The following is an 11890-nucleotide window of genomic DNA, read 5'->3' as shown; positions in this document are numbered from 1 at the left end:
TTTCACGCCCTAGGCTTGACCGCCGTGTCGCAGCCCGAGCCCGAGCACTACTTCTCCGCCCGGCCCGCCACGGCCGACGAGCGCCGCGAGCTGACCGTGGAGCTGGCCGGTCGCGCGGTCGACGTCACCACGGCCCGCGGCGTCTTCAGCGGCGACCGCCTCGACAAGGGGACCGCCGTCCTGCTGCCGCTCGTCGAGGCCGACGAGGCCGGGGGCGACGTGCTGGACCTGGGGTGCGGCTGGGGCCCGATCGCGCTGACCCTCGCCCTGCTGCGCCCCCGCCAGGTCGTGCACGCCGTCGACGTCAACGAGCGCGCCCTGGACCTCGTGCGGCTCAACGCCGCCCGGCTGGGCCTGACGGTGCGGGCGGCGCTGCCCGACGACGTCGACCCCGCGCTGCGCTTCCGGGAGATCTGGTCCAACCCGCCCATCCGCATCGGCAAGGACGCCCTGCACGGGCTGCTGCTGCGCTGGCTGCCCCGCCTGGCCCCGGGCGGGGTCGCGCACTTGGTGGTGCAGAAGAACCTCGGCGCGGACTCGCTGCAGGCGTGGCTGGGCTCCGGCGTGCTGCCGGGCACCACGACGACGCGCACGACGACGTCGAAGGGGTTCCGGGTCCTGTCGGTCAGGCGGGGAGCCTGAAGGTGCCCGTCGCGACGAGCCGGGCGGGCCCGGAGAGCCAGACCGTGCCCTCCGCCAGCGACGACCCGGCCCCGACGGTGACGACGAGCCGCCCGCCGGGCACGCGCACCCGCCAGACGTCGGGCGCGCCCTCACCGGCCCAGGCGCGGGTCGCCAGCGCCGCCGCGCAGGCCCCCGTGCCGCAGGAGCGGGTCTCCCCCGACCCGCGCTCGTGCACGCGCATGGCGATGTCGCCGACGTCGGGGTCGCCGTCCCCGTCGACGTCGAGGACGTCGACGGGCACCACGAGCTCGACGTTGGTGCCGTGCGGCGGGACGGGCTGGACCTCGGGGGCGCGCGTGAGGTCGGCGGCCTCCAGCTCGGCGGCGTGGGGCAGGGCGACGACGGTGTGCGGGTTGCCCAGGTCGACCGACAGCGCGGGGCGGGCCACGCCGTCCAGGCCGTGGACCTGCACGAGGGCGTCAGAGCCGTCGGCGAGCGCCCGCCGCCCGCCGGTGAGGGACCAGGGGCCCATGTCGGCGGTCCAGGAACCGTCGGCCTCGCGCCGCAGCCGCTTCAGCCCGGCCCGGGTCGCCACGGGGAACCAGTCGCCGTCCCCGGCGCCGGCGGGCAGGAACCCGCCGCGCAGCAGGAACTCGGCGAAGACGCGGACGCCGTTGCCGCACATCTCGGCGATCGAGCCGTCGGCGTTGCGGTAGTCCATGAACCACTCGGCCTGCCCGGCCAGGGCCGCGGCGTCGGGGGCGGCGGCCGTGCGGACGGCGCGGATCAGCCCGTCGCCGCCGAGGCCGGCGCGGCGGTCGCAGATCGCGGCGACGAGGGCCGCGTCGGGGTTCCACGACCCGTCGGGGTCGGCGACCAGCACGAAGTCGTTCTCGGTGCCGTGGCCCTTGGTGAAGGAGATCTCGCTGGTCACGCGGCCGATGCTACGGGCAGCAGGGGCAGCACCCGGCGGGCCAGCTCGTCGGCCGTGGTGCCGTCCGGGGCCGGCAGCCAGTGCACGCGGGGGTCGCGGCGGAACCAGGACTCCTGCTTGCGGGCGAAGCGCCGGGTGAGGCGCGCGGTGAGCTCGCGGGCCTCGTCCTCGGTGCTCGTGCCGTCGAGGACGTCGAGCACCTGGGCGTAGCCGAGGGCGCGGCCGGCGGTCAGGCCCTCGCGCAGCCCGCGCGAGGCCAGGTGGCGCACCTCCTCGACCAGCCCGGCCGCCCACATCCGGTCCACCCGCGCGTCGATGCGGGCGACGAGCTGCTCGCGGGGCACGGCGAGCGCCACCTGGACCGTGGGGCGCAGGTAGGCCGGCTCGGGCAGCGCGGCCGCGAACGGCTGCCCGGTGATCTCCCCCACCTCCAGCGCGCGGACGATGCGGCGGCCGTTGGTGGGCAGGATCCTCGCGGCGGCCTCGGGGTCGGTGCGGGTCAGGCGCTCGTGCAGGGCCCGGGGCCCCACGCGGTCCAGCTCGGCCTCCCAGCGGGCCCGCACCCGCGGGTCCTTGCCGGGGAAGCGCAGGTCGTCGAGGGCGGCGCGGACGTACAGCCCCGAGCCGCCGACGAGGATCGGCACGTGGCCGCGGGCGGTGATCGCGTCGAAGGCCGCGCGGGCCCAGCCCTGGAACTGGGCGACCTCGGCGGTCTGGGTGACGTCGAGCACGTCCAGGAGGTGGTGCGGCACGCCCTGCCGCTCGGCCTGGCCGATCTTGGCCGTGCCGATGTCCATGCCCCGGTAGAACTGCAGCGCGTCGGCGTTGACGACCTCCCCGGGGGTGCCGAGGTCGGCCAGCCGGTGGGCCAGGGCCACGCCGACGTCGGACTTGCCCGACGCGGTCGGCCCCGTGACGGCGATCACCGGGAGGGTGCCCGGGAGCGCGTCGGCGGTGTTCGGCTGGCCCACGGCGTCATCGTGGCAGATCATGGGGACCCTCTCGAGCACTGGGAAGGGAGCGACCGTGGGGACCATCGACTACCTCAAGGGCAAGCTGGGCGAGGCGGCGGGCCAGGCCAGGGGGATCGCCGACGAGGCCCTGGCCAAGGCCGGGACGTTCGCGGCCGAGCACTCCGGCACGGCGGACGGCGCGATCGGCAAGGCCGGGGAGTTCGTGAACTCGCGCACGGGCGGCAAGTTCGCCGGCCCGGTCACGCGGGTCAGCGACCTGGCCCGCAAGGGCGTCGACCTGGCCGCCGAGCAGGCACCCGCGTCGACGACCCCGGACGGCGGGACGTCGATGCGCGGCGGCCGGGCCTGGGACGGCACGCCGATGACGGGGCCGGTGCGCCGGTGACCATCCCCACGCCCCCGCCCACGCCGGTGCCGCCGAGCCCGGTGCCGACCCCGGGCCAGCCCGGGGAACCGCCGCTGCCCGACCCCGGCCCCACGCCGGGACCCGACCCCGTTCCCGACCCGGCGACCCCGCCGGCGATGCAGGTCGGGCCCGGCGGCGCGTCGTAGGTCAGACCCGGCGGCGCAGGGACGGCATGCCCAGCCCCACGGGCCGGGGACCGTCGGTCTCCGGCTCGGGGCGGGCCTGCCGGGCCTCCCACGCGTCGCCCGCGCGGGTGCGGCGCAGCGCGAAGGCCGACAGGTCGTCGGCTTCGAGGTAGTGCGGCGCCCCACGGGTGACCTGCACGGTCGCGACGTCGCCGGGACGCAGGTCGGTGCCCGCGGGCACGGCGAAGTGGACGAGCCGGTTGTCGGGGGCACGGCCGGACAGCCGCTGGGTCGCGGCGTCCTTGCGCCCCTCCCCCTCGGCGACGAGGACCTCCAGGACGCGGCCGACCTGGGCCTGGTTCTCCTCGTAGGTGATGCGGTCCTGCAGCGCGGTCAGCCGCTCGTACCGCTCCTGGACGACGTGCTTGGGCACCTGGTCGCCCATCGTGGCGGCGGGCGTCCCCGGCCGCGGGGAGTACTGGAAGGTGAAGGCGCTGGAGAACCGGGCCTGCTCGACGACGTGCAGCGTGTCCTCGAAGTCGGCGTCGGTCTCACCGGGGAACCCGACGATGATGTCGGTGGTGATGGCGGCGTCGGGGATGCGCGAGCGGACGCCGTCGATGATCCCCAGGAAGCGGGACTGCCGGTAGGACCGGCGCATGGCCTTCAGGACGCGGTCGGAACCGGACTGCAGCGGCATGTGCAGGCTCGGCATGACGTTGGGCGTCTCGGCCATGGCGTCGATGACGTCGTCGGTGAAGCTGGACGGGTGGGGGCTGGTGAACCGGACCCGTTCCAGACCCTCGACACCGCCGGTGGCCCGCAGGAGCTTGCCGAAGGCCAGCCGGTCGCCGAACTCGACCCCGTAGGTGTTGACGTTCTGCCCCAGCAGCGTCACCTCCAGGACGCCCTCGGCGACGAGGGCCTGCACCTCCGCCAGGACGTCACCGGGACGGCGGTCCTTCTCCTTGCCGCGCAGCGCCGGGACGATGCAGAAGGTGCAGGTGTTGTTGCAGCCCACCGAGATGCTGACCCAGGCCGCGTAGGGCGACTCCCGCCGCGTCGGCAGCGTGGAGGGGAACGTCTCGAGGGACTCCAGGATCTCGACCTGCGCCTCGGCGTTGTGCCGAGCCCGTTCGAGCAGGACGGGCAGCGACCCGACGTTGTGGGTGCCGAAGACGACGTCGACCCACGGCGCCTTGCGGACGATCTCGCCGCGGTCCTTCTGCGCCAGGCAGCCGCCGACGGCGATCTGCATGCCCGGCCGGCGCTCCTTGACGGGCGCGAGGTGACCCAGGTTGCCGTAGAGCTTGTTGTCGGCGTTCTCCCGCACGGCGCACGTGTTGAAGACGACGACGTCGGGTTCGACGGGGGCGCCGCCGCCCGCCTCGTCGAAGCGGACGTACCCGGCGTCCTCCAGCAGGCCCGACAGCCGCTCGGAGTCGTGGACGTTCATCTGGCAGCCGAAGGTGCGCACCTGGTAGGTGCGCTGCGGGGAACCGGTCGTCGTGCTCATCACGGGCCAGTCTAGGCGACCGGGCGGCGGCCCCCCGGGATCACTTTCGGATCACGAAAGTGCCAGCGACCGCGCGGCTCTGTGGACATCCTGCGCCCCTGCTGTACGGTCCAGCGGCATGAGTGACCACGTGCAGGCCCCTCAGTCGCCACCCCGCACCGCTGGTCGTCCCCTCGTCCGGCTCGAGGGCGTGCAGAAGCACTTCGGCGCCCTGCACGTCCTGAAGGACGTGGACCTCGCGATCGCCGCCGGGGAGGTCGTCGTCGTCATCGGCCCGTCGGGGTCGGGCAAGTCGACGCTGTGCCGCACGATCAACCGGCTGGAGACCATCGACGCCGGGCGCATCACCATCGACGGGGCGGACCTGCCCGCCGAGGGCAAGGACCTGGCCCGGCTGCGCGCCGACGTGGGCATGGTCTTCCAGTCCTTCAACCTCTTCGCCCACAAGACCGTCAAGGAGAACGTCACCCTCGGCCCGGTCAAGGTCCGCGGGGTGTCGGCGGCCGAGGCGGGCCGGCGCGCGGACGCGCTGCTGGAGCGCGTCGGGGTCGCCTCCCAGGCCGGCAAGTACCCCGCGCAGCTGTCCGGCGGTCAGCAGCAGCGCGTCGCGATCGCCCGGGCGCTGGCCATGGACCCCAAGGTCATGCTCTTCGACGAGCCGACCTCGGCGCTGGACCCGGAGATGATCAACGAGGTCCTCGACGTCATGACCGGTCTGGCCCGCGAGGGCATGACCATGGTCGTGGTGACGCACGAGATGGGCTTCGCCCGCCGCGCCGCCGACCGCGTGGTCTTCATGGCCGACGGGCGGATCCTCGAGGACACCGACCCCGAGACGTTCTTCACCGCACCGACCCACGAACGCGCCAAGGACTTCCTCTCGAAGATCCTCACCCACTGACGACCCCGCGACGCGGAAGCGACCGGGACGCACGACGAGGAAGCAACAGGAGGCACCACCCATGAGAAGCATCCGCAACGCCGTGCTGGCCGGAGCGGCCACCGCCGTACTGGCGTTGACCGCCTGCGGCAACGAGGGCTCCCCCGAGACCGCCGGCGGCGCCGGCGGCGCCACCTCCGGCGGCACCCCCGCGGCGGCCCCCACCTACGCGGTGGCCACCGACGTCGCCCTCACCGGCAGCCCCACCTACGACAAGATCAAGGCCGCGGGCAAGGTCAAGATCGGCGTCAAGGCCGACCAGCCCGGGATCGGGCAGAAGGACGCCGGCTCGGGGCAGTACGCCGGGTTCGACATCGAGATGGCCAAGCTCATGGCTGCGAAGCTGGGGCTGACGCCGGACGAGATCGAGTTCGTCGAGACCGTCTCGGCCAACCGCGAGCCGTTCCTGCAGCAGGGCACCGTCGACATGGTCATCGCCTCCTACACGATCAACGACAAGCGCAAGCAGGTCGTCGACTTCGCGGGGCCGTACTACGTCGCCGGCCAGGACCTGCTGGTGCGGGCCGACGAGGAGGGCATCACCGGCCCCGACAGCCTGGCCGGCAAGAAGGTCTGCTCGGTGGAGGGCTCCACCCCGGCCACCCGCATCCGCGACGAGCACCCCGACGCCGACCTGGTGACCTTCGACGCCTACTCCAAGTGCGTCGAGCAGCTGACCTCGAACGCCGTCGACGCCGTCACCACCGACGACGCCATCCTGCGCGGGTACGCCGCCCAGCAGCCCGACGCGCTGAAGGTCGTCGGCGAGCCGTTCAGCGAGGAGCCGTACGGCGTGGGGCTGCCGAAGGGCGACACCGCCCTGCGCAACACGCTGAACGACGCCATCGAGGCTGCCGTCACCGACGGGGACTGGAAGAAGGCGTACGACTACACCCTCGGGGGCAGCGGCACCGACCCCGAGCCGCCCACGGTCGACCGCTACTGACGCACCGCTGCCCGGGTTCCGCGACGGCGCGGACCCGGGCAGCCCGTCACCCCTCACCCGCAAGGAGCTGACGTGCAGGTCATCGTCGACAACCTCGACGTGTTCGGCCGCGGGATCTGGGGCACGGTCACCCTGTTCTTCTGGGCGACCCTGGGTTCCCTGGTCCTCGGCACCGTCCTGGCGGTGTTCCGCATCGCCCCCAGCGCCGCGCTGCGGGCCTTCGGCACCACCTACGTCAACGTCTTCCGCAACACCCCGCTGACGCTGATCATCGTGTTCTGCGTGCTGTGCCTGCCGACCCTGGGCATCACCTTCGGGGTCGGCACCGCCACGCAGTACCGGCTCTACGCGGTCCTGGCCCTGGTGGCCTACACGTCCACGTTCGTGTGCGAGGCCGTCCGCTCGGGCATCAACACCGTGCCGGTCGGGCAGGCCGAGGCCGCCCGCGCCATCGGGCTGCCCTTCACCGGCGTGCTGCGGCTGGTGGTGCTGCCGCAGGCCTTCCGCGCGGTGGTGCCCCCGCTGGGCAGCGTGCTCAACGCGCTGCTGAAGAACACCTCGGTCGCCTCGGCGGCCAGCAACTTCGAACTGATCTCCGGCATGCGCAACCTCGTCGAGCAGAACGGCAACGCCGTCATCACCGTCCTGATCGGCATCACGGTGGCGTACATGGCGCTGGCCGCGGTGCTGTTCGCCGGGGTCGGCCTGCTGGAACGGTCGCTGTCGCGGACGGGAGCGCGCGCGTGAGCCAGGTCCTCTACGACGCCCCCGGCCCTCGGGCCCGGCGCCTCAACCGCGTCCTGACCGTCGTCGGCGTCGCCCTGTTCGCCGCCGTGGCGGCCGTGGTCGTGTGGCGGCTGAACGGCGCCGGGCAGTTCGCGCCCTCGAAGTGGAGCCCGTTCAGCTACACCGACATCCAGCGCGCCCTGCTGGGGGCGTGGTGGCGCACCATGACGGTCGCGCTCATGGCGATCGCCCTGTCGATCGTGCTGGGGGCGGTCCTGGCCAGCCTGCGGCTGTCACCGGCCGCCGGCCCCCGCTGGGTCGCCTACGGGCTCATCCAGCTGTTCCGGGCCCCGCCGGTGCTGCTGCTGATGTTCTGGTTCTTGTACGGCGGGTCCGGCAACATCCCCATCTACTGGTGCGGGGTGCTGGGCCTGACCGTCTACAACGGCGCGTTCATCGCCGAGATCCTGCGCGCCGGCGTCGAGGCGCTGCCCAGGGGGCAGAAGGAGGCGGGCCTGGCCATCGGGCTCACCCAGGGCCAGACCCTGTGGGCGATCCAGCTGCCGCAGGCCGTGCGCTCCATGCTGCCCTCGCTGGTCTCGCAGGTCGTGGTCATCCTCAAGGACACCGCGCTGATCTACATCGTGGGCTTCACCGAGCTGCTGCGCTGGGGCACCCAGCTGGGCTCGCAGTACTTCAACCTCATCCCGGCGATGATCGTGATCGCCGTCGTGTACGTCGGCACGAACATGGTCATCGCCGGGATCGCGAAGGTCGTGGAGCGGCGGATGCGGGGCAAGACGTCCGGCACGACGTCGGTCGGTGTCAACACCGCCCAGGTCGGCGCCTCCAGCGCGGCCGGGTCGGCCGTCTGACCCGCAGGGCCCTCAGAGGTCGTCGTGGACCGTGTAGCGGGTGAGCTCGCGGTCCGCGGTGACCGACCCGAGCCGGTTCGCACCCTCGGGAGTGGCGCGGAAGGCGCGGTAGGCGTCGTCCGCTTCGAGCGACTCCCACCGCTCCACGATCGCCACGTGCGTCGGGTCGGTGACGTCGAACGTCACCTCGCAGCCGAGGTTGCCGGCGAAGGCGCGCGTGGCCTGCAGGGTCTCGGTGATGATGGCCGGGGCCTGCTCGAGGGCGTCGGCCTTCAGGGTCAGTTCGAGGATCGCGATGACGGTCACACCCGGAACCTACGCCTCGTCGTCGAGCTCCTCGCGCACGACCCGCAGGACGACGTCCGTGGGGAACCCGCGCCGGGCGAGCATCCCGAACAGACGGCGCTCGCGGACCGCGCGCTCCAGCCCGGCGGTCGAGCGCAGCTTGCGGCGCACGAGGTCACGGGCGGCGTCGGTCTGGCTGTCGTGGTCGACGACCTCGAGGGCCTGCTCGGCCGTCTCGTCGTCGACCCCCTTGCGCCGCAGCTCCTGGACCAGGGCCCGCCGGCCCCGGCCCGCGCTGCGCGAGCGCACGAAGCCGTCGGCGAACGCGCGGTCGTCGACGAGCCCGACCTCCTCGAACCGGTCGAGCACCTCCACGACGACGTCCTCGGGCACGTCGCGCGCGGCCATCTTCTCGGCCAGCTGGGCGCGGGTGCGGGGAGCCATCGTCAGCTGCCGCAGGGCGATCGCGCGGGCGACCTCGCGGGGGTCGGCCTCCCGGTCCGGGTTCTCGTCCGGACCGGGAGGACGCTGGTCCCGTCGGCTCAGAAGTCGACCTTCTCGTCGGCCTCGGCCGGGGCGTCCAGGCGGGCGCCGATGCCGAGCTTCTCCTTGATGCGCTTCTCGATCTCGTCGCCGAGGTCGGGGTTGTCGCGCAGGAAGGCGCGGGCGTTCTCCTTGCCCTGGCCGAGCTGGTCGCCCTCGTAGGTGTACCAGGCGCCGGACTTGCGGACGAAGCCGTGCTCGACGCCGAGGTCGATGAGCCCACCCTCGCGGGAGATGCCCTGACCGTAGATGATGTCGAACTCGGCCTGCTTGAACGGCGGGGAGACCTTGTTCTTGACGACCTTGACGCGGGTGCGGTTGCCGACCGCGTTGGTGCCGTCCTTGAGCGTCTCGATGCGCCGGACGTCCAGGCGCACCGAGGCGTAGAACTTCAGCGCCTTGCCGCCCGTCGTCGTCTCCGGCGAACCGAACATGACGCCGATCTTCTCGCGCAGCTGGTTGATGAAGATCGCGGTGGTGCCGGAGTGGTTCAGCGCACCGGTGATCTTGCGCAGCGCCTGCGACATGAGGCGGGCCTGCAGGCCGACGTGGCTGTCGCCCATCTCGCCCTCGATCTCGGCCTTGGGCACCAGGGCCGCGACCGAGTCGATGACGATGATGTCGAGCGCGCCGGAACGGATCAGCATGTCGGCGATCTCGAGGGCCTGCTCACCGGTGTCCGGCTGCGAGACGAGCAGCGCGTCGGTGTCGACGCCCAGCTTGGCCGCGTAGTCGGGGTCGAGGGCGTGCTCGGCGTCGATGAAGGCGGCGATGCCGCCCTTGCGCTGGGCGTTGGCGACGGCGTGCAGGGCGACGGTCGTCTTCCCCGAGGACTCGGGGCCGTACACCTCGACGACCCGGCCGCGGGGCAGCCCGCCGATGCCGAGGGCGACGTCCAGGGCGATGGCCCCCGTGGGGATCACCTCGATGGGCGGGCGGACGTCGTCGCCCAGCCGCATGACCGAGCCCTTGCCGAAGTTCTTGTCGATCGCGGCGAGCGCGGCGTCGAGGGCCTTCTCGCGGTCCGCAGGAGCGGGCATGTCTCCACCTCGTGGTCTGGATCCGGTGTCTGTTCGACTGACTGGGGGGAACGTTAGGACGGACCTCCGACACGACCCCGCCGGCGACGGGCCCGTGTGGACGACACGCCGTGACGACCGCCCTGTGGACACCCCGATGGTATCCGTACACGTGTTCGACCCCAAGCCCTCCGCGACCCGGCGTGTCCGGGTCACTAGGGTTCGCGCCATGACGTCGACGTCCGGCCGTGAGCCCGTCCCCGAGGTCCTCGACCCCCGCGGCGCAGCCCTGCTGCCCGCCGGGGCCGTCCTGGAGCACCTGGGCTCGGGCAGCACCTGGGCCGAGGGCCCGGTCTGGCTGCCCGCCGAACGCGCCGTGGTCTTCAGCGACATCCCCGGCGACCGGGTCCTGCGCTGGGACGAGAGCTCCGGCGCCGGGGGCGGGCTGACCGTCCACCGCGACGGCGTGGAGTTCACCAACGGCCGGACCCTGGACCACCGGGGCCGCGTCGTCGCGTGCTCCCACGGCCGGCGCGCCATCGAGCGCACCGAGGCGGACGGAACCACGCACGTGCTCGTGGACCGCTTCGGCGACAAGCGGTTCAACTCCCCCAACGACGTGGTCGTCGCCTCCGACGGAGCCGTCTGGTTCACCGACCCGCCCTACGGCATCAGCGTCGAGGTCGAGGGCCACGAGGGCTCCCGCGAGTACGGGGACAACTTCGTCTTCCGCCTCGACCCGGCGACCGGTGAGCTGCGCGTCGTCGTGACCGACGTGGAGGAGCCCAACGGGCTGGCCTTCTCCCCCGACGAGTCGCTGCTGTACGTCGCCGACACCTCCGCGGCGCCCACCCCCGGCAACGGCACGCACCGGCTCATCCGCGTCTACGACGTGCTGACCGGTGTCCGGGGCGGGCGCGGCCCGCAGGCCGTGCCGTCCGGCCCCGTCGTGAAGAACGGCCGGGTCTTCGTCGAGGTCGACCGCGGGCTGGCCGACGGGTTCCGGGTGGACACCGGCGGCAACGTGTGGACCTCCAACGGCGACGCCGTGACGGTGTTCGCCCCCGACGGCACGCGGCTGCTCGAGGTGGTCGTCGGCGAGGTCGTCGCCAACGTGTGCTTCGGCGGCGCGGACGGGACCGACCTGTTCGTCGCGGCCTCCACCAGCCTGTACCGGCTGCGCACCACGGCCGTCGGGGCGGACCTGAAGTGGCGGTGAGCTTCCGCGTCCCGCCGGCCCCGCCGCGCGACGAGCCGCCCCTGGTCGCCGGTGAGCGCGAGACGCTCGCGGGCTTCCTGGACTACCAGCGGCTCACCTTCGCCCGCAAGGTCGAGGGGCTCAGCGCGCAGCAGCTGCGCCTGCGCTCGGTCGAGCCGTCGTCGATGTCGCTGCTGGGACTGGCCCGGCACCTGGCCGACGTCGAGCGGCTCTGGTGGCGGGCGGGGGTCGCCGGCGAGGACGTCGGGCCCCGCTACTGGTCGGCGCAGGACCCCGACGGGGAGTTCGACCGCGTCGACGAGGCCGACCCGGCGGCCGACCTGGCCGAGCTGGCGACCCAGCAGGACCTCGCCCGCGCGGTCCTGGCGGCGCACTCCCTCGACGACACCTTCGAGCACCACCGGCAGGGCACGACCAGCGTCCGCTGGGTGCTGGCGCACCTGCTGGAGGAGTACGCCCGGCACAACGGGCACGCCGACCTGCTGCGCGAGCGGATCGACGGCGCGACGGGCGAGTGACTCAGCGCCTCCCGGGCCGCCGGTCCCGGCCCAGGCGCCGGGACTCCGGCACGTCCATCGCGTCGCACAGGGCCAGCCAAATCGCCTTGGGCTCCACCCCGGCGTCGAGGGCCTCGCGGGCCGTCCGGTCCTCCAGCGCCAGCAGGTGCTGGTCGGCGGCCAGCGAGCGCCCGTAGGCGTCCCCGAACTCGTCGGTGACCAGGGTCCAGAACTCGCTGACGCGCATGGGCCCCAGGGTGC

The 11890-nt window shown here is 73.3% G+C and carries 15 protein-coding genes; 8 read left to right on the top strand and 7 right to left on the bottom strand.

The genetic code is table 11. The features are described from left to right. Positions 1-24: 24 nt before the first annotated feature. Positions 25-642, top strand: a complete 618-nt coding sequence (locus BJ968_RS19815; protein WP_179754735.1) for a methyltransferase — start codon at positions 25-27, stop codon at positions 640-642. Here BJ968_RS19815 and dapF read toward each other — a convergent pair. Both dapF and miaA read right to left on the bottom strand, forming a co-directional pair. Continuing rightward, the gene (dapF, locus tag BJ968_RS19810; protein ID WP_343078170.1) at positions 626-1558 is read right to left on the bottom strand and encodes a diaminopimelate epimerase; all 933 of its coding nucleotides are present in this window, start codon (positions 1556-1558) and stop codon (positions 626-628) included. The genes BJ968_RS19815 and dapF overlap by 17 nt on opposite strands. Beyond that, a complete protein-coding gene (miaA, locus tag BJ968_RS19805) occupies positions 1555-2550 on the bottom strand; it encodes a tRNA (adenosine(37)-N6)-dimethylallyltransferase MiaA (protein ID WP_179754733.1) in 996 nt (331 codons plus the stop codon). Before miaA ends, dapF begins: the two co-directional genes overlap by 4 nt. Positions 2551-2584: 34 nt before the next feature. Here miaA and BJ968_RS19800 point away from each other — a divergent pair, with 34 nt between their 5' ends. Beyond that, complete coding sequence (locus tag BJ968_RS19800) at positions 2585-2917, top strand: Rv0909 family putative TA system antitoxin (protein WP_218885190.1); 333 nt, start codon at positions 2585-2587, stop codon at positions 2915-2917. Positions 2918-3085: 168 nt separating this feature from the next. Here the strand turns inward: BJ968_RS19800 and miaB are convergent, their stop codons facing one another. Next, a complete protein-coding gene (gene miaB / locus BJ968_RS19795) occupies positions 3086-4579 on the bottom strand; it encodes a tRNA (N6-isopentenyl adenosine(37)-C2)-methylthiotransferase MiaB (RefSeq protein ID WP_179754732.1) in 1494 nt (497 codons plus the stop codon). A 118-nt stretch (positions 4580-4697) separates the two neighbouring features. On the opposite strand from miaB, the gene BJ968_RS19790 reads away from it, so the two are divergent. From BJ968_RS19790 to BJ968_RS19775, 4 genes are all read left to right on the top strand, one after another. Further along, a complete protein-coding gene (locus BJ968_RS19790) occupies positions 4698-5480 on the top strand; it encodes an amino acid ABC transporter ATP-binding protein (RefSeq protein WP_179754730.1) in 783 nt (260 codons plus the stop codon). Between the two features lie 61 nt (positions 5481-5541). Next, positions 5542-6465, top strand: a complete 924-nt coding sequence (locus BJ968_RS19785) for a glutamate ABC transporter substrate-binding protein (RefSeq protein WP_179754727.1) — start codon at positions 5542-5544, stop codon at positions 6463-6465. Positions 6466-6537: 72 nt separating this feature from the next. Next, positions 6538-7212, top strand: coding sequence for an ABC transporter permease subunit (locus BJ968_RS19780; RefSeq protein WP_179754725.1), 675 nt, complete (start codon positions 6538-6540; stop codon positions 7210-7212). Further along, complete coding sequence (locus tag BJ968_RS19775; protein WP_179754723.1) at positions 7209-8066, top strand: ABC transporter permease subunit; 858 nt, start codon at positions 7209-7211, stop codon at positions 8064-8066. Before BJ968_RS19780 ends, BJ968_RS19775 begins: the two co-directional genes overlap by 4 nt. A 12-nt stretch (positions 8067-8078) precedes the next feature. Here BJ968_RS19775 and BJ968_RS19770 read toward each other — a convergent pair whose 3' ends face one another. From BJ968_RS19770 to recA, 3 genes are all read right to left on the bottom strand, one after another. Continuing rightward, on the bottom strand, positions 8079-8372 hold the full coding sequence (locus BJ968_RS19770) for an antibiotic biosynthesis monooxygenase (protein ID WP_179754721.1): 294 nt from the start codon (positions 8370-8372) through the stop codon (positions 8079-8081). 9 nt (positions 8373-8381) lie between these two features. Continuing rightward, on the bottom strand, positions 8382-8816 hold the full coding sequence (locus BJ968_RS19765; protein ID WP_425491592.1) for a regulatory protein RecX: 435 nt from the start codon (positions 8814-8816) through the stop codon (positions 8382-8384). Positions 8817-8893: 77 nt separating this feature from the next. Next, complete coding sequence (gene recA, locus BJ968_RS19760) at positions 8894-9934, bottom strand: recombinase RecA (protein ID WP_179754717.1); 1041 nt, start codon at positions 9932-9934, stop codon at positions 8894-8896. A 208-nt stretch (positions 9935-10142) separates the two neighbouring features. On the opposite strand from recA, the gene BJ968_RS19755 reads away from it, so the two are divergent. After that, positions 10143-11132, top strand: a complete 990-nt coding sequence (locus BJ968_RS19755; protein ID WP_179754715.1) for an SMP-30/gluconolactonase/LRE family protein — start codon at positions 10143-10145, stop codon at positions 11130-11132. Further along, positions 11129-11650, top strand: a complete 522-nt coding sequence (locus tag BJ968_RS19750; protein WP_343078169.1) for a DinB family protein — start codon at positions 11129-11131, stop codon at positions 11648-11650. The genes BJ968_RS19755 and BJ968_RS19750 overlap by 4 nt, the downstream gene beginning before the upstream one ends. 1 nt (position 11651) lies before the next feature. On the opposite strand, the gene BJ968_RS19745 is transcribed toward BJ968_RS19750, so the two are convergent. Then, complete coding sequence (locus BJ968_RS19745; protein ID WP_179754711.1) at positions 11652-11876, bottom strand: DUF3046 domain-containing protein; 225 nt, start codon at positions 11874-11876, stop codon at positions 11652-11654. Positions 11877-11890: the final 14 nt, after the last annotated feature.

This window comes from Kineococcus aurantiacus (assembly GCF_013409345.1).
Taxonomy (GTDB): Bacteria; Actinomycetota; Actinomycetes; order Actinomycetales; family Kineococcaceae; genus Kineococcus; species Kineococcus aurantiacus.
The sequence above is the reverse complement of the archived record's forward strand: the minus strand, read 5'-3'. Positions and strand labels throughout refer to the sequence as shown.